Annotated in this window: 19 protein-coding genes; 10 read left to right on the plus strand and 9 right to left on the minus strand. The window is 61.6% G+C overall.

Going from position 1 to position 20,566, the window contains the following annotated elements; all coding sequences use genetic code 11:
* Positions 1 to 117 precede the first annotated feature (117 nt).
* From RL_RS31285 to ligD, 7 genes are all read left to right on the plus strand, one after another.
* The gene (locus RL_RS31285; protein ID WP_244432412.1) at positions 118 to 4,749 is read left to right on the plus strand and encodes a caspase family protein; all 4,632 of its coding nucleotides are present in this window, start codon (positions 118 to 120) and stop codon (positions 4,747 to 4,749) included.
* A gap of 43 nt (positions 4,750 to 4,792) precedes the next feature.
* Positions 4,793 to 5,176, plus strand: coding sequence for a hypothetical protein (locus RL_RS31290; protein ID WP_233939080.1), 384 nt, complete (start codon positions 4,793 to 4,795; stop codon positions 5,174 to 5,176).
* On the plus strand, positions 5,173 to 5,763 hold the full coding sequence (locus RL_RS31295) for a DUF4760 domain-containing protein (protein ID WP_011655047.1): 591 nt from the start codon (positions 5,173 to 5,175) through the stop codon (positions 5,761 to 5,763). Before RL_RS31290 ends, RL_RS31295 begins: the two co-directional genes overlap by 4 nt.
* A 115-nt stretch (positions 5,764 to 5,878) precedes the next feature.
* Positions 5,879 to 6,673 (plus strand): SDR family NAD(P)-dependent oxidoreductase, encoded by a 795-nt coding sequence (locus RL_RS31300; RefSeq protein ID WP_041936968.1) that lies wholly within the window; start codon positions 5,879 to 5,881, stop codon positions 6,671 to 6,673.
* Between the two features lie 102 nt (positions 6,674 to 6,775).
* Positions 6,776 to 8,932, plus strand: coding sequence for a glycogen debranching protein GlgX (gene glgX, locus RL_RS31305; RefSeq protein WP_011655049.1), 2,157 nt, complete (start codon positions 6,776 to 6,778; stop codon positions 8,930 to 8,932).
* Between the two features lie 15 nt (positions 8,933 to 8,947).
* On the plus strand, positions 8,948 to 9,955 hold the full coding sequence (locus RL_RS31310; protein ID WP_011655050.1) for a DNA topoisomerase IB: 1,008 nt from the start codon (positions 8,948 to 8,950) through the stop codon (positions 9,953 to 9,955).
* A complete protein-coding gene (ligD, locus tag RL_RS31315; protein ID WP_041936902.1) occupies positions 9,952 to 10,830 on the plus strand; it encodes a non-homologous end-joining DNA ligase in 879 nt (292 codons plus the stop codon). Before RL_RS31310 ends, ligD begins: the two co-directional genes overlap by 4 nt.
* Before the next feature lie 73 nt (positions 10,831 to 10,903).
* Here ligD and RL_RS31320 read toward each other — a convergent pair whose 3' ends face one another.
* Genes RL_RS31320 through RL_RS31330 form a run of 3 tightly spaced genes read right to left on the minus strand, consistent with a single transcriptional unit; the run spans position 10,904 to position 12,294 of the window.
* Positions 10,904 to 11,629, minus strand: coding sequence for a glutathione S-transferase (locus tag RL_RS31320; RefSeq protein ID WP_011655051.1), 726 nt, complete (start codon positions 11,627 to 11,629; stop codon positions 10,904 to 10,906).
* 6 nt (positions 11,630 to 11,635) lie between these two features.
* Positions 11,636 to 11,926: a DUF3175 domain-containing protein gene (locus RL_RS31325; RefSeq protein ID WP_011655052.1), complete on the minus strand. Its 291-nt coding sequence runs from the start codon at positions 11,924 to 11,926 to the stop codon at positions 11,636 to 11,638.
* Between the two features lie 53 nt (positions 11,927 to 11,979).
* Complete coding sequence (locus tag RL_RS31330) at positions 11,980 to 12,294, minus strand: hypothetical protein (protein ID WP_011655053.1); 315 nt, start codon at positions 12,292 to 12,294, stop codon at positions 11,980 to 11,982.
* A 153-nt stretch (positions 12,295 to 12,447) separates the two neighbouring features.
* Between RL_RS31330 and RL_RS31335 the strand changes: the two genes are divergently transcribed.
* Entirely contained in the window at positions 12,448 to 12,816 is a 369-nt protein-coding gene (locus RL_RS31335) for a hypothetical protein (protein WP_041936903.1), read from the plus strand.
* Positions 12,817 to 12,861: 45 nt separating this feature from the next.
* Here the strand turns inward: RL_RS31335 and RL_RS31340 are convergent, their stop codons facing one another.
* The 5 genes from RL_RS31340 to RL_RS31350 form a co-directional block, all read right to left on the minus strand.
* Positions 12,862 to 15,579: a hybrid sensor histidine kinase/response regulator gene (locus tag RL_RS31340; RefSeq protein ID WP_041936904.1), complete on the minus strand. Its 2,718-nt coding sequence runs from the start codon at positions 15,577 to 15,579 to the stop codon at positions 12,862 to 12,864.
* Between the two features lie 175 nt (positions 15,580 to 15,754).
* Positions 15,755 to 15,928 (minus strand): hypothetical protein, encoded by a 174-nt coding sequence (locus RL_RS40310; RefSeq protein ID WP_165447752.1) that lies wholly within the window; start codon positions 15,926 to 15,928, stop codon positions 15,755 to 15,757.
* 9 nt (positions 15,929 to 15,937) lie between these two features.
* Positions 15,938 to 16,114: a hypothetical protein gene (locus RL_RS40315; RefSeq protein ID WP_165422437.1), complete on the minus strand. Its 177-nt coding sequence runs from the start codon at positions 16,112 to 16,114 to the stop codon at positions 15,938 to 15,940.
* Positions 16,115 to 16,250: 136 nt separating this feature from the next.
* Complete coding sequence (locus RL_RS31345; RefSeq protein WP_028741767.1) at positions 16,251 to 16,505, minus strand: DUF2934 domain-containing protein; 255 nt, start codon at positions 16,503 to 16,505, stop codon at positions 16,251 to 16,253.
* Positions 16,506 to 16,647: 142 nt separating this feature from the next.
* A complete protein-coding gene (locus RL_RS31350; protein ID WP_011655056.1) occupies positions 16,648 to 17,289 on the minus strand; it encodes a UdgX family uracil-DNA binding protein in 642 nt (213 codons plus the stop codon).
* A 165-nt stretch (positions 17,290 to 17,454) separates the two neighbouring features.
* Between RL_RS31350 and RL_RS31355 the strand changes: the two genes are divergently transcribed.
* The gene (locus RL_RS31355; RefSeq protein ID WP_011655057.1) at positions 17,455 to 18,918 is read left to right on the plus strand and encodes a phospholipase D-like domain-containing protein; all 1,464 of its coding nucleotides are present in this window, start codon (positions 17,455 to 17,457) and stop codon (positions 18,916 to 18,918) included.
* Between the two features lie 93 nt (positions 18,919 to 19,011).
* The gene (locus RL_RS31360; RefSeq protein ID WP_003548979.1) at positions 19,012 to 19,827 is read left to right on the plus strand and encodes an endonuclease/exonuclease/phosphatase family protein; all 816 of its coding nucleotides are present in this window, start codon (positions 19,012 to 19,014) and stop codon (positions 19,825 to 19,827) included.
* Positions 19,828 to 19,882: 55 nt separating this feature from the next.
* On the opposite strand, the gene RL_RS31365 is transcribed toward RL_RS31360, so the two are convergent.
* On the minus strand, positions 19,883 to 20,458 hold the full coding sequence (locus RL_RS31365; protein ID WP_041936969.1) for a hypothetical protein: 576 nt from the start codon (positions 20,456 to 20,458) through the stop codon (positions 19,883 to 19,885).
* Positions 20,459 to 20,566: the final 108 nt, after the last annotated feature.

Consider the following 20,566-nt stretch of genomic DNA (forward strand, 5'->3'; position numbering starts at 1 on the left):
GTCCTTAAATATTCACTTGAGGAACCCTCAGTTCTTCGGCAGTATACTCTTTATTAACTTTTGGCTGGGGGCCATGCTGCAGCAATGAGGGTAATAGGGATTGCTCTGGCATGTATCATGTTGCTGTCGCAGCCGGCTCTGGCGCAGTCTCCACTCGACATCATCAGGAGCTTGACCGACGGCGTCACGCGTGATTCCGCGCCGCCAGATGCTGGCAGCCGACCGTCTAAACCGATACCGACTCTCCGGTCACAGCTGACAAGATCGCAAGTGCAACGCCTGCAGCGTGCCCTGGAAGCGCTCGGTTACTATCATGGTCCGATCGACGGAGATGCCGGGGCCGAGACGTGGAGTTCGGTGGTAGCGTGGGCACGCGATCGGGGATGGGAGGCTCCAACAACCCTCCGTGTCGCGCATCTCAATTCTCTGGAAGCTGAACGCGCGCAGGGACAGGTTGCAGAACAGGATCGTCCAGGCTCTGGTCCAGAAGATGGGACTGTTCGTCGCGTTCAAACGGCCCTCTCACGGCTCGGCTACTATTCGGGGCCGGTGAATGGGCAGACAGACCAAGCGACCATGGCTGCGATGGCGGCCTGGGCGGCGGATCGGAGCTGGGAGGCGCCGGCATCGATCCGCGAGGCACATGCCATCAACATGGAGGAGGAGCTCTCCCATCGGACAGGCCCGGTTGTCGGCGATGCGGCCTTGCCACCGTGGCAGCCGGACGACACGGGGATCGGCAGCAAAGTCTGCGCCTCCACCGGCTACAGCAAAGTCTGCCTTCGTCTTGCCTGCGATGCCGAAGCCGGTGTGGTCCTTGATTTCGAAGAGGTGGCAGGCTACGCGACGCCGTCGGTCTCGAGCGCAGGACTGACGGTGGATCGGGGCCCTGAGGCAATGCTTCCTCTCGATGGCATCCGCAAGAGACCGGTCCTCGATGCCGGTCGCGATGCAGCGCTCATCGCCCGCCTTTCCTCCGGGCGGTCGCTGAACCTCAAGTTGGGGACATGGTCGATATCCTTCGGTCTCGCGCAATTCGGCCCCGAGTACGACCGGGTCGGAAAGGCATGTGCTACCCTCCTCGCCAGGCTCCGTAGCGGCGAGGATCCATTCCCTGGCCAGTTCTCCCGTCTTGCCGACGAACTGGCCGAGGCCACCGTGTCCGAAGGAACCTGGACCTCGCAGCCGAATACGGATCTTGGCGGCAATGATATTCGACATGGGCTGGCCGATCCGCTTCTGCGTGGCCTGACGGAAGGCGAATGTATCGCGATCTGCTCGGAAACCGACATGTGCCGGGCCTATACGTTCAACCCGAGCGGCGGGGCATGTTTCCTGAAGTCCGCAAAGGGCTCGCCCAAACCCTACTCAGCCGCAAAGAGCGGCGTTTTCGATGGCCGGAAAGCGGGTTTAGCGCCTCCACCCACCCGCGGACCGGGACCGATCGTGGATGGAGCGGTGGGGTGGCACGAGGGCGAGACGCTGGACGGCTTCCAGGCCCGCGTGAAACAAGCTGCTCGCAGGCTCGGCGGGTCATGCGACGAGGAGAAGGAGACGCTCCGGCGTCTGGCCGAAAAATTCCAATGGAAACTGCCGCATGAGGGACCGCTCCGCGCCGGAAACAGCTTTGCGATCGAGTGGTCGGGCAACACGCTCGAAGATCGCATACCGGTTTGGTTCATGGTCAAAGCAGAACAGCCCGTCCGTTTTAAAGGCAAGGGGCATGTGGCGTTGGGTCCTGCCGCGCCCAATCCGTTCGCGATCAAAACCGGTCTCGGCCAGACACGCGCCATGGTCGCTCTGGCGACGCGTGGCGCCGGGGCCGGTGGTTCAGTTTCAACCATTCCGCTGCAAGCCGGGCCCTTGAACCTATCCGTCTCATTGGTGGGCTATCTGCGCGCCTGCGAGGAGGAGATCGTTCTGAAGGAAGAGTCAGAGCGGCTCGACATCGCACCGGCGCCCGCCGAGATCGTCCTCAACACCGCCGAGGGCCGCGCGGCGTTCACACATAGCATCGATATCCCTAAATTCTCCCGCCGCATCCTCCTCAACGATACCCGCTTTCTTCTGCTGGATGCGGCAAGCGGGACGGAAATCGTCGAGCGGGCAGGTACACACCTGCAGATCTCGCCGACCCACCGCTTCATCGGCGTCGAGCATAATGGCCGGCTCGACATCGTCGACATGGTCGATGGGCATACGGCCGCGACGGCGGATGCCGGCGACCTTCGCTGGGCGCTTGGCGATAGTGTCGTCTTCACCACACTCGCGCCTTGGGCGGAGGTGAATTTTTCCTCCACCTTCGGCGATCATTTGCGCATACGGGAACAGATTACCGGGCCGTCTTGCTGCACCGCGGAACGCGGTCAAACGCGCGTGGCGATCGATCTGGAGAATGCCGCCTACGCCATCTGGGGTGGCGCCGGCTACCGCGTTGGTGCGCTCCAGAACCCGGACTACGCCTCGATCGCGAATTCTTCCGGCGCTTACAGTTCCGCAGGGGGCGAGACGATTCCCCTTCATTTTCATATGTTCTGGTCGCTTGGCATGGTGTCGCCTGTCAGCGTCGCTCGCGCATTCGATGTTGCGGGCGGCTTCAGGACGACCAGTACCTGGGAAGACTGGGAGGTCGCGGACGCCGACAGCCGCCGCCCCCGCGATTTTACGGAGAGCCTGTCGCGCGCACTGGGCAAAATCGAGCTTCAGGCCGTGATGGTCGATACGACCGTGGCATCGGGCGACCAAGGCTCCACCAGAGCCGGCAACGACACGCCTCTCGCCGCCGCCTTGCCCGAACAACTCTTGCGCCTCGGCGTCGCGCTCGATCCAATGGTCGACGGTGAACGCCTCGTCGCGTCCTACGCCGCGGGTGAGAAAAACGCCCTTCACGCGCTTGATCGTGATCAGCGGCTGAAACGATCCGCAGAAGCGATGGGGCGCTTCCGCCGCGAGGCGGAGCGTGCGGGCTGGCGATTCGACTGGGCTCTGCCCGTCGGGGAGGAGGGTCCCATCTCCGACTGTGAACATCTTCTGCTCGGAGAATCCTCAAGCACGGGGGGCACGGGCTCGCTGTCAGCGCCTCGCGATGTTGTCGAGGTCTCGACGGTCCGCACGTCTCGCGGGGCGGTATGGGTGGCGCGTGCGGAGTGTGTCGCGGGCGCGACGTTCGGAAGCCTCAGGCCCTATGCTGCCCTTTACGTCATGGATATCGCGCGCCCCGCGCCGGCGGCGAGTGCGGCACTTCAGGCGGAAGGCGCGTTTTTCTTTGAAAACAATGCCCATCGTCTGTGGTACCAGCACGCTTTTCGTATCAAAGCCAATGACGACCTGCTGCTGACCTATGCGCCCGGCAACGGCGTCATTACGGTGCGTGACCGCGCAACGCAGAAGTTCCTCTGGATCGGCGAGAATCTTCCGAATGGCGATCTCCTCGTCGACGCCTGGTTGACGAAAGACCGTCGCCATGCGGTACAACTTAATTCTGACGGCAACTTCTACATTCACGCCATTCTGGACGATCGGCAGTCACTCCTGTCCGGGCGCATTGCCGACGACGAGATCGCGGTCTGGACCAAGGACTACTTTTACGACGCGACAGCCGAGGCCGCCGCCCTCATCGATCTGAAGTTTCCCGGTAGGGTTGGACAGTATAGTCTCGACCGGTTTGGCACAGCGCGCCTGGTCCCAGATCTGGCGCGCGCCGTTCTTGATCGAGGGCAGACGCCGCAGGCCGTTGCCGAGGTGGGCGTGCCGCCGTCGTTGACAGGCGAGATCGCGCTCGAGGAAAACGGCGGTCGCGTAAGAGCCGTATTGCACTTCGATCCGGCCGAGACGGTGCATATGTCCGTTTTTCAGGACGGTGTGCTGACCGAAACGGTTGATGCCGCCACCATCGGAGACGCAGTGTCGTTCGAGAGGCTTAAGGACGCGCGTTGGGTCTCGGTCATCGGATTCAATTCTGCGGGCCTGGCGAGCCTCCCGGTATCGGCTGATCTTGGCGAGCCTCTTGCGCGCCTTGCGGTCACCCGCGCGCTCGTCATCGGCGTGAACACTTACGAGGATGAGCGCCTCCGTTCTCTCAATTACCCTCTGCGCGATGCAGGCACGGTGCTCGAAACGCTGACCGAGCCGCTTGGCAAGGAGCCACCGTTCCGCGGCGAGGTAGGGCCGAAGGACAGGCGTGCCACACCCGAGGCCATACTGGAGGCGACGGCGCGACTGCTGGACGGGCTGGCGCGTGGGGACCACGCGGTCCTGTTTCTGGCCGGCCATGGCATGCAGGACCGCAATGGGCGTTTCTATTTCGCGACGTCGGCCACCGATCCAACGGATCTCGAACACACAGCCTTGCCTTTCGATCGGCTGGCCGCGCTGTTCGAAAGGACCGAGGCGCGCATCACCATTCTTCTTGACGCCTGCCATTCTGGCGCCGCGGGGACCGGGTCTTTCACCACCAACGACGATCTCGCCAACAGCCTCGCCGCCCTCAGATCCAATCTCACCGTTCTCGCCGCCGCGAAGGGGCGACAGGAGTCGCTCGGGCGGCGCGAGGTCGGGGGCCTGTTCACCAACGCGATCGTTACCGTCCTTGGAAAGGAACGCGATCGTTATGACCACAACCATAATGGTCGCATAGAGGCCTCCGAACTGTATCGAGGCGTCAAGACGCTGGTTTTCGCGGCGAGCGACGGCAAGCAGACACCCTGGATCATCAACAGCCGACTGGTGGGAGACTATGCCCTCTTTTAGATTTCGCGACGCGTATAAAGCGGTTGCGGTCCTAACCGTTGCCATGCTGCTTCTCGCACCTGCCGCCGCCGGTGCCGCGTGCCTCATCTGTGACGAGGTCGTCGAGCTGGATGGAGTAAGGGCAAAATGCTTCCGTCAGGACTATGAAAAGTTTCTTTCAACCGCCCGGAGCGCGGAAACGAGCAATGCGGAGGTCGACCTCTCCGCCTGCGCCGGGGACGACGGACACGAACGCCGCGGTCTTGATCGGATGCCCGGGCTATTACCGCCCGGCAGTGAATCCACCGCACGGAACCAGCGCGAGCTACGCTCGGTCTACATCTTCGACGAGGCAAGCCTTGTTTGCCTCAAACGACTGCTGGATGGTCACGAAGGCACGATCGATCCGTCGGTGCGGTTCGATCTGGTCGAGAATTGCATGCCATGAGCCAGCCATCATCCAAGCGGCGGGCTGGGCTCTCTTTCTTCTACGTTTCGGATAACGGCTGGTCGCTTTTGAGCAGCATTGTCACCGTTGTGACCTTCGTCGGCGCGGTGGGGGGTATCTTTTGGGCAGTCTTCGAGTACCGCGAGAGCCAGGAGACCGAACGCACGAAATATACGCTCACTCTCATCGAGACCTGGGAAACGCAGGGCTATCGGCAAGCCTATGGTGAACTTCGTAAGTTCTACACGGCGTTCATCGAGACGGTCCCGCCCGCCGACAGGAGGACGGCTGAGACGAGCGGACACGCCAGGGACAACCTGCTGCAGTCCTTCAACCGTCGGATCGCGCAGGAGCCTGCGCGCCAGGAGCAAGTCAGGGAGGTCGTCTATTTCTTCAACCGGCTTGGTCTTTGCGTGAGCGCGTCGCTCTGCTCCAAGGAAACCACCGCAGTCTTCTTCAATGATACCGTGCAGTCTTTCCTCGATGCTTACGGCCCTTATATCGAAAGCAGCAAGGAAACATTGCCAGGCCGGGGCGCGACACTTGTCGATCTCTCTCGGGAGCTCAATCCCGCTGGTCCGGACTAGGCACCATGCGAATCTCTCCCTTTCGTGCATTGCCCTTCGCCGATTTCCCCTGATAAGACTTCTCCTATTCGTTTCATCACCTATGTCCTTGGTTTTTCGGGAGGCAATCGTCGCCATGGTCGAACTTGCGCAATCGCTCGCATCCATCAAGCTACAGGACCTGTCCGGCAAGGCCGTGCTGATCACCGGCGCCTCGACCGGGATCGGCGCGGCGCTCGCCCGCGCCTTTGCTGCGCAGGGGGCGAAGGTCGGCGTGCATTACAATGCCAGCCGCGAACCGGCGGAGAAGCTTGCCGAGGAGATCCGGGCTGCCGGCGGCACCGTGCATCTGATCCAGGGCGACGTGTCGAGGGAAGGCGAGACCGAGCGTGTCGTCGAGGAGACGGCGAAGACCTTCGGTCATCTCGACGGGCTCATCAACAATGCCGGCGGCATGCTGGGGCGCAAGCCGACCTCGGAATATACCGACGCGCATTATGCCGCGGTCATGGACCTCAACGCCCGCTCGGTGCTGGCGGCAACGCGTGCGGCGCATCCCTGGCTGAAGAAGCAGGGTGGCTTTATCATCAACACCACCTCGATCGCCGCGCGCAATGGCGGCGGCAATGGTGCGATCCTGTATGCGGCGTCCAAGGGCTTCGTCTCGACGATCACGCGTGGTCACGCCAAGGAATTCGTCGCCGACCGGATCCGCGTCAACGCGGTGGCGCCGGGTGTTATCGCCACGCCCTTCCACGAGCGTTATACCAATGACGAGCAGATGGAGCTGCAGCGCAAGTCGATCCCGATGGGTTTTGTCGGCACGTCGGAAGATTGCGTCGGCGCCTATCTCTTCCTCGCCTCGCCGACGCTGTCGGGCTACATCACCGGCCAGATCATCGAGGTCAATGGCGGCCAGCTTATGCCGTAAACGCTTCAATCGGCGAGCAGGATCCCTCGCTTTCCCTTTTAAAAGGGAACTTTCGAACCGCCGTGACGTTTCCCGCTTGGTCTTTTCAGCAAGCGGGGCACCATGAGCTTTTCATTTTCGGAACTCGACTTCCTCAAGCCGGAGCTGGGAGCGGAGTATACGGGTTCTGGCACCCATTTCGCGGTATTCTCCGCCCATGCGGAACAGATGGAGCTCTGCCTCTTCTCGCCTGACGGAAAGAATGAGATCGCCCGGCTGCCATTGCCGAAACGCGAAGGCGACATATGGTCGGGTTATATCGCCGGCGTCGGTCCGGGCACCGTCTACGGTTATCGCGCCCACGGCCCCTATGACCCGCAAGCCGGACATCGCTTCAATCCGAACAAGCTCCTGCTCGACCCCTATGCCAAACAGGTGACGGGCGAGCTTAAATGGGACGACGCGCTGTTCGGCTACCAGATCGGTGAGGACGACCTTTCCTTCGACGCACGTGACAGCGCGCCCTTCACGGTCAAGGGCGTGGTGCAGGATCCGGACTTCGATTGGGCGGGTGAAGAGGCGATCCGCCGTCCCTGGCCCGACACCATCATCTACGAGGCGCATGTGCGCGGACTGACGATGACGCATCCGAAGGTGCCCGACCGGCTGCGCGGCACCTTTCTCGGCATGTGCAGCGATCCGATCATCGACCATCTCGTCAAGCTCGGCATCTCGGCGATCGAGCTGCTGCCGATCCAGTATTTTCTCGACGATCGTTATCTCCTGGAAAACAACCTACGCAATTATTGGGGCTATCAAACACTCGGCTTCTTCGCGCCTCAATCTCGTTACATGTCCGGCGACAAGATCACCGAAATCAAGACCATGGTGAAGAAGTTCCATGCCGCCGGCATCGAAGTCATCATGGACGTGGTCTACAATCATACAGCCGAGGGCAGCGAGAAAGGACCGACGCTGTCCTTCCGCGGGCTCGACAATGCCAGCTATTACATCCTCTCCCCTGATGATCCGCGCCACACCTACGATACGACGGGCACCGGCAATACGCTGAATGCCGCCAATCCCATGGTGATGCGCATGGTGCTCGACAGCCTGCGCTATTGGGTCGGCGTCATGCATATCGACGGCTTCCGTTTCGACCTTGCCAGCACACTCGGCCGCCAGGATATGGAATTCGACCGGCAGGGCCTGTTCTTCGGCGCCATCCGCCAGGATCCGATCCTTGCCGGTGTCAAGCTGATCGCCGAGCCCTGGGACGTGGGCGATGGCGGCTATCAGGTTGGCGGCTTTCCGCATCCCTTCCGTGAGTGGAACGACAAGTTTCGTGACGACGTGCGTCGCTTTTGGAAGGGCGATGGCGGCATGGTCTCGGAGATCTCGCAACGCATCACCGGCTCGGCGGTACAGTTCAACCACTCGGATCGCGGCGCGACCTCATCGATCAATCTGCTGTCGGCCCATGACGGCTTCACGCTGATGGACACGGTTTCCTTCGACGACAAGCATAATGACGCGAACGGCGAGGATAACCGGGACGGACATTCGGACAACCATTCGGACAACATGGGTGCCGAAGGCGTGACGGATAACGAGGACATCAACAGCCTTCGGGCGCGGCGGCGCCGCAACATGATGGCGACGCTGATGCTCTCCCAGGGCGTTCCGATGATCCTTGCAGGCGATGAGGTGGGCAACAGCCAGGGCGGCAACAACAACGCTTATTGCCAGGACAACGAGATCGGCTGGACGGATTGGTCGGGGCTCGACGACCCCTTCCTCGATTTCTGCCGGCAGGCCGTCGCCTTCCGAAAGGCCCATCCGGTCTTGCGGCAGGAGCGGTTCCTGACCGGAGAGACAGCCGAGGACGGGCGCATAGAGATCGCCTGGTACAAACCGGACGGCGGTTTCATGGACGAGGGGGCCTGGAACGACGACGGTTTGCAGGTACTCGGCGTCTACGTCTCGAGGAGTGTGCATGCACCGGACACCGAGGAGATGGACGACCTCTTCCTCGTCTTCAATGCAGGTGGCGACTGCGAAGTTCACCTGCCCGTGGTGAATGGGCTGAAACAGTGGTCGAGGGTTCTCGACACGGGCTCGGAGACGGCTTCCTTCGAGGTGCGCGAGCCGGAGAATCCGGTCATCGTCTATGCCCAGAGCGTGGCGGTCTTCGCGCCGAAGGGACAAACCGAGCCGCCGAAAGGCGCGACAAAAGCCGAGCGTCGCCGCTGGTTCCAGTTCGGCCGCAGGAGCAAGTAACGGGTCGCAGAGAACATGAATGCCGAAGCCATCACCGACCTTGGTCTCGTCTATGTCAGCGATACCGAACCAGGCATCCGCAGACGAAGGAAGGGCAAGGGTTTCAGCTATGTGATGCCCGACGGCACGACGCTGGCCGACGAGTTGCAGCGGGCGCGCATCGGCGCGCTCGGCCTGCCACCGGCCTACGAGAATGTCTGGATCTGCCTCTACGAAAACGGCCATCTGCAGGCGACCGGCTTCGATGCGCGCGGGCGCAAGCAATACCGCTACCACAAGGAATGGCAATCCTTCCGAAGTGCGGGAAAATTCCATCAGCTGATCGAATTCGGCCGGGCGCTGCCGAAGATACGCCGCACCGTGCTGCGCCATCTCGACACCGGTGCGGAGGATGTCAACGGCGTGCTTGCGGCTTTGACGACGCTGCTTGACGAGGCGCACTTACGCGTCGGCAACCAGGCCTATGTCAGGGAGAACGGCACCTATGGCGCAACGACGCTGCTCAAGCGCCACCTGAAGATCGTCGACGGGCAGATCGAGCTGAAATTCCGTGCGAAGGGTGGCAAGCGCGTCCAGCGCAGCCTCAAGCATCCCAGGCTGCAGAAGATCCTGGAGGAGATAGCCGACCTGCCAGGCCGCCAGCTCTTCGTCTGGAAGGACGAAAGCGGGACGCTGAAGCCAATCGATTCCGGCCGGTTGAACGCCTATCTGGCCGAGATATCGGGCATTCCGATTTCGGCGAAGACCTTCCGCACCTGGGCTGGATCGCTGGCGGCTTTCGGAGCGGCGCGCGAGACGATCCTCGGTGGCGGCCGGCCGACGGTGAAGCAGATGTCGGAGGCCGCGGCCGAGGCGCTGCACAACACACCGGCGATCTCGCGCTCGAGCTATATTCATCCCGCGATCATCGCGCTCTCCGGCAACGATCATCCGCTGGTCGAGACTGGGAACGAGCCGCTACGGGGCTTGCGGGCCGAGGAAAACAGGCTACTTGATTTCCTCACAAGCGAGATCGAAGAATGAGCCCCAGACTTCCGCCAGCATCTGATGTATCGCTGACGCATCCCGACCGGCTCTACTGGCCGGACGAGGGCGTGACCAAGCAGGCGCTGGCGGATTACTACGCCGCGGTCTGGCCGTTCATGGCGCCTTATGTCGTCAATCGGCCCTTAGCACTGCTGCGCCTGCCGGACGGGATAAAAAGCCACCAGCGGTTTTTCCAGAAACATGCCTGGAAGGGCATGAACCCACATATCGAGGAGATCGCCGACCCGCAGGATGCGGACGGTGAAAAGCTGCTGCGCATCGCCGATTTCAACGGCCTCGTGGCGCTGGTGCAGTCAGCCGTGCTCGAAATTCATCCCTGGGGCGTTACGACCGACGATTGGGAAAGACCCGACATGATCACCATGGACCTTGATCCCGGCGAGGACGTGGCCTGGAGCGCTGTGATTTCAGCAGCGCTTGAATTGAAGGCGCGGCTGGAAGCCCATGGCCTGGTCGCCTTCGTCAAGACGTCGGGCGGCAAGGGGCTGCATGTGGTCACGCCGCTCGCGCCGAAGGCCGGCTGGGCGGAGGTGAAGGATTTCGCCCATTCGCTGGCCGAAAGCATGTCGGCCGACGCGCCGGAGAAATATCTGGCAACGGCGACGAAGGCAAAACGCAGTGGACATATCTACATCGATTATCTCCGCAACGGCCGCGGCAATACGGCGGTCGCGGCCTATTCGACGCGGGCACGATCGGGCGCGCCGGTTTCCATGCCGCTGGATTGGGCTGATTTGAACGAGGTGAGCGGTCCAGCCGCTTTCACGCTCGGCAACGTGCCGCGGCGATTGGAGACCCAGCCGAAAGACCCGTGGAGAAATTTCTTCGATGCGGCGGTGCCGCTCGAATGAACGGCTCTATCCCTTTGCTTTTACGCAATTCCCGGCAAAACCGCTTCGCGCTTTGCCGGGAATTGCTCTTAACTCAGCCCACACCGTCGAGCTCAGGATAATGCCTGAAAATCCCTCCCTCGTTGAAGGCGAGGCGGCGGGGGGAGGCGAGATAGCGGGCAATCTTCGGTCGCTTCGCCACCGCATCGTGCAGAGCCAAGAGGCCGGGATATTCCGCCTTGCGCTTCGTCATGGCTTTCGGAAATGCGTAATTCAGGCCCTCGATCACCTGGAAGAGCGAGAGGTCGACATAGGTGAGCGCATCGCCGACCATATGGTTGGCGCCTTTCGGGTTACGTCGCAGCACCCGCTCGAAATAGCCGAGGAATTTTGGAATGCGGTCACGAATGAAAGCGGCCGAGCGGGCTTTTGCCTCTTGCTTCTGATCCTCGTAGTAGAGCGACATGTCGATCGGGTGATGCGTATCGTGCACTTCGGCGACGAAATCGGTGACGGTCAGTTGCAGGCCGTTGACGACATGGCGAAGGCCTTCATCCTTAGGCGCAAGGCCGAGCTTCGGACCGAGATAAAACAGGATGTTGGCGACATGCGGGATAATGAGGTCGCCGTCCTTCAAGAAGGGTGGTGCGAAAGGAATATGCGGTTCGCTTTCGCTCTCCATGATGTCGATCATGGCACCGGTGCCACGCCCGGGCTGGCGGGTAACATCGATATAATCGGCGCCGGCTTCTTCCAGCGCCAACCGCACGAATTCGCCGCGGCCTTGAATGCCGTCCCAATAATAAAGCTCGTATGCCATGAGCGCTCAATCCTTCGGTTGACGAGCGAAGTCTTTTCGCAGTTCGTCCTTGGCCTTTTCAAGGGTTCCACGCCGCTTTTTCGTCAGTTGGTCGCCGGCGCGGTTGATGTAGAAGGTCAGCATCGACATGGCGGCGCGATAAGGGCTCGACTTGCGGCGATCGCTCTTCTCGGCGGAGTGCTTGACGGAGCGGGCAATCTTCTTCGGATCGTCCGATTTGAACACGCCTTCCTTCAGGTCCATCGCATCGCTGTGTTCGGTGACGTCCTGCGACCATTTCTTCTTCGATTTGGCCATGGGTCAAACTCCCTATACGGCTGGCGGAAAGCCTCCGCTTGCCGCATCAGTTGTTAATGGTGGCTGTGGTGTTCGTTGCGCTTGCGCGTCGCAGCGGCCTTCTTTGCCGAAGCGGACCGTTCCTCCTTCGAGCGTGCGGCGGATGCCGCGCCGCCGATGCGGCCGCCCTTTTCGGAGGATTCATGCGTATCCTTCTTGCCGCGGCCGGAACCGGATTTGTTGCCGCCGCCGCTTTCCTTGTTGACGGTCGCCCAGGCACGCCGTTCGGCTTCCTTCTCGGAGACGCCACGATCCTCGTAGCCCTCCTCGATGTGCTCCGCCTTGCGCTTCTGCTTGTCGGTATAGTCGGATTTGTCACCTCTCGGCATCTTGGCCTCCTCTGGTTTGCAAAGGGACTGAACCGGTCAGCTGCCCAAAAGTTCCGGCCGCGATCGTGGCCCGCAAGGCCCGGATTCGGAACAAAAGCCGATTTTATCAGGTTTCCGATGGCAAAGCCCTGCACAGAAGAAGGAGCCGAGAACATGGAAAAACACATCGTCAAAGCCGATGGAAACGGCGCGATCGACGTGAACAGCCAGGTATCGCCGGTCACCTATACCGTCGGCCTCAAGCAAGGGAAGGGACGTTCCTACGAGGTCGACATCCGCCTGATGGCGCCGCGTGACTGGCTGCTGCAGAGGGGCTTCGAGCGGGATGCCGTGCTGGTCACTCAGAGCGGCGCGCGCATTCCCGTCTATCACGATGGCGGCAGCCATCACGATGGTAGCAATGATGGCCGTCTCGATCCTGCCGACACGATCTCGATCGAACTGACGGCGCGCGACGACAGCTGCACCAGCGAGGTGGATCTGATGCGCAAATATCCCGAGTTCGACGGCACCGACGCATAAAGCAGAAGCCGCAGCATTCCGTGACTGGCAGAAAACAGAGATACTCTAGGCGCCAGGCCGCTGCTGGACGGCGCTTCTGACCGCCCGGTCGAGCGCCGTGCTGCTGAAAGGTTTCGACAGCAGCACCGAGCCGGGGAGATGGTTTGCATCCGGCAGGCTGCTGTTGCCGGTGGCAAAGACCAGGCCGACCGACGGAAAAGCCTCGCGGGCCTTGGCGGCAAAGGCCGGACCCGACATGCCGGGCAGGCCGACATCGGTGACGATGATATCGATGGTGGTGTGTCCGATGATTTCCACGCCCCTTTCGCCGCTATCAGCTTCGATGACGTCATAGCCGAGATCCTGCAGAATTTCGGCAGTATCCAGGCGGATGAAGGCGTCGTCTTCCACAAGCAGCAGCTTCAGCTTTTCGCGGGTGATCTCGGGGTGTTTGGCAGGGGCCACTACGGCATCGCTCGCCCCTTGGCGGCGTTGCGTCCTGAGAGTAAGCACGTGGCGGATCTTGCGGGCGAGTTCCTCGCGCGTATAGGGCTTGGAGAGCAGTTCGAGGCCGGGATCGAGCCGGCCGCCATGGACGATCGAATTTTCGGTATAGCCCGATGTGTAGAGCACGGCGATATCGGGCAGACGCTCGCGCGCCATGCGCGCAAGCTCCGGGCTCCGCAACGGCCCGGGCATGACGACATCGGTAAAGAGCAGGTCGATATGAGCGCCGCTTTCGATCACGGTGAGCGCGCTTTGGGCGTCCTTGGCCTTCAACACGTAGTAACCGAGATCCGACAGCATCTCGACGACGGTGGCGCGCACGCCCTCGTCGTCCTCGGCGACGAGGATGGTTTCCGTGCCCCCGGCGGCCGGTACGCTGTCAGCGGCCGTGACCCGATCCTCGCTTCGGAACGAGCGGGTCAGGTAGAGCTTGACGGTCGTGCCTTCGCCGATCTCGCTGTAGATCTTCACGTGGCCGCCGGATTGCTTGACGAAGCCGTAGACCATCGACAGGCCGAGACCTGTGCCCTTGCCTTCCGGTTTCGTCGAGAAGAAGGGCTCGAAGGCCTGCTCCATCACCTCCTGCGTCATACCGGCGCCGGTATCGGTCACGGCGAGCACCACATATTGGCCGGCGGTGACTTCAGGATGGATACGGCTGTAGGAATCGTCGAGGAAGGCGTTGCCGACCTCGATCGTCAGCTTGCCGGCGCCATCCATCGCGTCGCGCGAGTTGATCGCAAGGTTGAGCAGTGCGTTCTCGATCTGGATCGGATCGGCGAAGGTGTTCCAGAGACCGCCGGAGACCATGGTCTCGACTTCGATTTCCTCGCCGAGTGCGCGGCGCAGCATGTCGTCCATGCCGGTGACGAGACGGCCGATGTTGATGACCTTCGGTTCCAGCGGCTGGCGGCGACCGAAGGCGAGCAACTGGCTTGCCAGCCGCGAGCCGCGTTCGACGGCGGCAAGCGCGTTGGAAATGCGTTCCTTGCCCCGGCCGCTATCTGCCACATCCTTGCCGAGAAGCTGCAGATTGCCTGAGATCACCTGCAGGAGATTGTTGAAATCATGGGCAACGCCGCCGGTGAGCTTGCCGATCGATTCCATCTTTTGCGACTGCTGGAGCGCTGCTTCGGCCTGCTGGCGTTCGGCGATCTCGGCCGCGACGCGGACCTCGAGCATTTCGTTGAGTTTCCGCAGCTGATCCTCCATGTCGCGGCGTTGGTCGATTTCGACCTCGGCGGCACGGAAGAGCCGGATATTGTCGATCGCGACGGCCGATTGGCCGGCGAGGCTGACGAGGCTCGCCTCGGCCGCTTCGGAAAAACGGCCCGGCTGGCCGTGCCCGAAGAACAAGCCGCCGATGACGCTGCCGTCGCGGGATTTCACCGGCACGGCAAGATAGCTCCTAACCGGAAGATGCCCCTTCGGCATGCCTGCATGCGGCGCATTCTGCCCGTAGCGCGGGTCGAGCAGGATGTCGTCGGAGCGCAGGATGCCTTCGCCGTTGAAGGTCGGCGCGAAGACCTTGGTATTGCGCGGCATCGGGAATTTCTCGAAGGCCTTCCGATCGACGCCGGCGAGCGCATAGAGCATGTAGCTGCCGCCCTCGCCATCATCGACATTGTAGAAGAAGGCGCCGAATTCCGCGCCGGTCAGCGTCACGCCGGCATCGACGACAATCTGGGTGAGGCGTTCGACACTGAGCTCGGCGGTGATCGCCGCACCCGCCCGGTTGACGACAGCAAGCGCCTCCGATTTCGCGCGCAGTTCTTCCAGCGCTCTCTGTTCGCCGCGCTTGGCCGACACTTGGTCGGTGACATCGAGGGCCGCGCAGAGGATGCCGGCGACCTTGCCGTCTTCGTCGCGTAGCGGGGTGTATGAGAAGGTGAACCAGGTGTCCTCGGTACGGCCGTCGCGGCGCATCGGGATGAGCAGCTCTTTGAAGAGCTGCGAACTACCTTCCAGCGTGCTGCCGACGATCGGCGAGAACTGTTCCCAGATATCCGCCCAGACCTCGCGGAAGGGTCGTCCGAGGGCATCGGGATGCCTCTCCGGGAAAACCGGCACATAGGCGTCATTGTAGAGAAAAGCGAGATCCGGACCCCAGGCGACGAATTTAGGCTGGCGGGAATTCAACACCATTTCGGCGATATGCTTGAGAGACGCAGGCCAGCTTTCGACCGGACCGAGACCGTCGGCGTGGAAAGCCGGATGCCGTAACAATTCGCCGATTTCGCCGCCACCTTTCGGCCAGCCGTTCCCGACGCTTCCCATTCAAAATCGCTTTCTTGTCGTCAGCCGCGCCGGGGTGATCAGCCACCTCGGGGTTCAGCCCTTCCAAACCGTCAACATAGGGGCTTCCGATGGGAGGGAAAGGGCGCGGTCGAAATATCCTTAACTGCCGGGTGTTCAACAGTTTTAGCAGTCTGCGGACGTCGCCTGCGGGCTGTTATCTTCGATAGAGTTTTTGCGATGCGGCAAAGGCGCGGTCGATGTAGACGGAGACCAGCTGAACCGGCGCGCGCGGATCGCGAAAAACCAGTCCGACCAGATTGTCGACGACAAGGATGAATCCGAGCGCGAGACCGAGGTAGAGCAGTGCGGCGATGACGAGGAGCGACATCTCCATCCCTCACACGATCGAAACGCGGCCGCTGGCCGCGAAGAGCAGGATGGAAAGTATTTCGATATGGCCGTCGTTCATGGCAACTTCCCCGGTTTCGCCATAAACAGCCAGGGGATGCTCTTGTTCCCGGTTATCCGGGCAGGGCTCAACTTTTTTTGGAAGCCTCAAAGCTTGCAGCGTCATCCGGCCTCTGTTCACCCCCGCATGGAAGCCCACCCCTGCAATTCAATATCGCACAACCAATTCAGGCATATGACAAAAGGGATCAAGGGCGTCGAGACGACGCCCTTTTTAATCGAGATGCTCACTATTCTAGCGTTCAGGACGCGGTTTTGCGGCTCGCGGTGCGCTTTGGCGCCGGCGTGACCACGCCATTCGTCTTGGCACCGGTCGCAGTGCGCTTCGCCTTGGGCTTGACCTCTTTGCCCTTGGAAGACGCAGCCGAGCCCTCGAGCGCTTCGCGCTCGTATCGTGCCTGTTCCCAATGGATGGACTCTCGCCCTGTCGGATAACCCTCTTCTTCCCAGAGGGTGTATGCACGTTTTTTGATCCACTCTTCCCGAGTTTCTGCCATCGCTGATCTCCAGTCACATGATGCCGTCGTTCGAACGCGATACTGCTTAGATGGTTCCAGAGGAGGGGAGCTCTTACAAGCGAAATCGCGCCGCAACCGGAAATATTTCGCATCGCAGCATATTAGGGTTGAAAATCGGCACTCATGCGGGCCGAAACGCCGCCGCCTTGTGCAGATCTGACACGAACTCCCGGCGCTGCCGGTGCTGTTCTTGCTCGTCGCGGATGCGTAAGAGATAGGAGGGGTGGATCGTGACCAGGACAGGCGGACGGTTTGTCGGATGCAGAATGTGCCCGCGTTCCGGCGTCAGCTTGGCGTTAGGCCCGAGCAGCGCATAAAGCGCGCTTGCGCCGAGCGCCACGACGAGCTTCGGCTGCAGGATGTTAAGCTCTGCGCCGAGCCACCAGGCGCAACGCCTGATCTCGCCGGCATTCGGTTTTGCATGCAGCCGCCGTTTGCCGCGCGGCGTGAACTTGAAGTGCTTGACGGCATTGGTGACATAACAGCGCTGACGATCGAGACCGGCTTCTTCGAGGCAGCGATCGAGCAGGCGGCCAGCGGGACCGACAAAAGGCCTGCCGGTCAGATCCTCCTGATCGCCCGGCTGCTCGCCGACAAGGACGATCTCGGATTTCACAAGGCCTTCGCCGAAGACGACTTGCGTGGCATTCCTGAAGAGATCACAACGAGTGCAGCCTTCGGCCTGATGCCGGAGTTCGGCAATGCTGTCGGCATCCGCGACTTCGAACGCCAGAGCCGGACCGACGTTTGCGGCGATTTTCATGATGCCATCCTCAGTCTCCTCGGGATCAATCGATCCGTGCAGGGATTGTTCCCTGCCGAAACGGCCGGTCCCGGGCCGGCAAAATGATCACGGCGAGAAAATTCGCGTCATGGGAGAGCGACGGCGCGATTGAACGCCGCCGTTTCGCGGCTATATTCGCCAGCGATGTTCTATCTCCTGTCGACCTACTGGCCGCATATCCTCTTTGTCGTCTCGGTCGCCATGGGGGCCGCGGCGGCGATCCATGCCGCCATGACCAAGGAGGAGGTGCGTGCCGCGATCGGCTGGGTCGGCGTCATCATCCTGTCTCCGATCATCGGCGCGGTGCTCTATGCGATTGCCGGCATCAACCGCATCCGCCGCAAATCGTTGAGCGTGCGCCGCGACGCGCTGCTGCTTGCGGCCGAATTCGACGAGTTGGAGACCTTCGACGCCGAGGCAGAGACGGTGATCAGCCAGTTCGGCCGCCGCTTTGCGGCGCTGCAGACGCTCGGCGACCGGGTGACGCGCAATCCGCTGACCTCAGGCAATACGATCGACATGCTGGAAACCGGCGACGAGGCCTATGCGGCGATGAAATCAAGCATCGACGAGGCGGCGCGCAGCATCCTGCTCGAAACCTATATCTTCGACCGCGATGCTGTCGGCCTTCGCATCGCCGACGCGCTGATTGCGGCGGCCAGGCGCGGTGTGGAAGTCCGGGTGCTGATCGACGCGGTCGGAGCGCGTTATTCGGTGCCGAGCATTCTCGGCCATCTGAGGGAAGGTGGCGTCACCGTTGCCGTCTTCAACGGCAACGTCATCATGGGGCTGCGGCTGCCCTATGCCAATCTGCGCACCCACCGCAAGATCCTCATCGTCGACGGGAAAATTGCGCTCACGGGCGGAATGAACATCAGGGCGGGCTTCAGCGAGGAGGCGACGGGCGAGAGCTTTGCTCACGACACGCATTTCACCGTCACCGGCCCTGTCGTCGCCGACCTCTTCGATCTCGCCGCCGAAGACTGGCGCTTCTCCACGCAGGAATTGTTGAACGACGAGCCCTGGCGCATCGAACCGCCGCAGCGCAGCCCCGGCGATCCCATCCTGATGCGCGTCGTCGCCTCCGGCCCGGACCGCAGCGTCGAGACCAACCACAAGATGCTGATGGGCGCCTTTTCCGTGGCGCGCCAATCGATCCGCATCATGTCGCCCTATTTCCTGCCGGACCGTGAACTCATCAGTGCCCTGGTAACGGCGGCGCGGCGCGGCGTCGAGGTCGATATCGTCGTGCCTGCTGTCAACAACCTCGTGCTGGTCGACCGGGCGATGACGGCGCAATTCGATCAGATTCTCAAGAACTACTGCCGCATCTGGCGCTCCACCGGCAGCTTTAGCCATTCGAAGCTGCTGACGATCGACGGCACCTGGGCCTATGTCGGCTCTTCCAATCTCGACCCGCGCTCACTGCGGCTGAATTTCGAGGTCGATCTCGAAGTGCTGAACGAGGGTTTCGCCGCCGAGATCGACGAGCATATCGAGGAAACCCTGAAAACGGCAACGCCTGTGACGCTTGAAGGGCTGCAGGCGCGACCCTTCGCGGTGCGGCTGCTCGAGAAGGTGCTATGGCTGGGGTCGCCTTATCTCTGAAGGATTTTTTGTGATCGGACGTGGCAAGTCCGGCTTGCCTGCCTATACTGCTGAGACAAGCCTTTTCGATCAACGGAACAAGTGCGCCTGCCGATGCACGCCAGAAAAGACAGCCTTCCCGCCAGCATTCTAGCCTCGATCAGGAGCAGGAAAAAGCGGCTCGACGCAGCCTATACGGAGGCAAGGCCGCGCAGTGCCGGAACGCTGATCGCGTCCTACAACGTGCACAAGTGCATCGGCACCGACCGCCGCTTCGATCCGGAGCGCACCAGCCGGGTGATCCATGAAATCGGCGCCGACGTGATCGCGCTGCAGGAGGCCGATACGCGCTTCGGCGAGCGCACCGGCATTCTCGATCTCGGGCGGCTGGAGCGGGAGACGGGACTGATCGCGGTACCGGTTGCCGGCATGGCGAAGGCGCATGGCTGGCACGGCAATGTCGTGCTCTTCAAGAAGGGGCTGGTGCATGACGTGCATCAGGTCAAGCTGCCGGGGCTGGAGCCGCGCGGCGCGCTCGTTGCCGAGATCGAACTCGAGAAGGGCGGCGTGCTGCGCATCATCGCCGCGCATTTCGGGCTGCTGCGCCATAGCAGAGCCCAGCAGGCCCGCATGCTGGTCGAACTGATCAACGACAGGCACGAGATGCCGACCATCCTGCTCGGCGACCTCAACGAATGGCGGCTCGGCGACCGGTCTTCGCTCAACACCTTCCAATCCGCCTTCGGACCGCTGCCGCCCGCCGTCCCGAGTTTCCCCGCCGGCCTGCCGCTTCTGGCGCTGGACCGGATTATCGCCAACCGCAAGGGGATTATCTCGGAGGTGGAAGCACATGATACGCCGCTCGCACGGATCGCCTCCGACCACCTGCCGATCAAGGCGCTGATCGATCTGGAACCGGTGGGCGGTTAGAAACCCTATCGACAGAGACGTGATCGAAGCGGCTCGATCGGCCGCCAAGTGCCTCTCACTTCGAGCGAAACAGACGCGTGAGACGGCGAAACCGCTGAGCCCACAATTGCGGATCGATCTTTTCCGATGAGGAAGGTGCGGTCAGTCGCTCAAGACGAGGCAAGAGAAACGTAGCCCAATCGTCAAGATCGCTTTTGCTGAAATAAGGCAGCCAGACGTCGGAGGGAGCCTCCCATTGTCGTGGATTTGCTCGAGCCAGATCGCCGAGCTTGACCAATATAGTTTGGCCGCTGCCTCCGAGGACTTCGATCTCCGGGTCTGGATCGGGTCTGGGAAGGCGCGCAATGATGCTTTCTTCCAGAGCTTTGCCAATGCTTCGATCCGCCTCGTTGAGGCGACGAAGTATTCTTGTGTCTCCGGCGGGGCCGGAGCCCTCTGTCATGTTGATCGTAAATTTGGCACCCATAATGCTGTTCGAATATTGGGAAACTTGTAGCCAACAAGCCCTTCCGTCCCGGGCAAAGCTGCACTTGCCCGAGTTCTGGGATTCCCACCCGAGCTCCCGAAATCTCGAAGCCAGCAGCAAGCGCATATGTCGGTGAAAATCTCTACTTTTCAGATAGTCTCGCATGCTTTTGTCCCAGGGATATGCATCGCGCTGGAGCATCTCATGGCATGCTCGAAGGCACAACGGACGCTTGTGTCGTAGCAAGCGTCTGCCAGCGCGGCATCTGAAAAT

Source organism: Rhizobium johnstonii 3841 (assembly GCF_000009265.1).
In the GTDB taxonomy this organism is placed as follows: domain Bacteria; phylum Pseudomonadota; class Alphaproteobacteria; order Rhizobiales; family Rhizobiaceae; genus Rhizobium; species Rhizobium acaciae.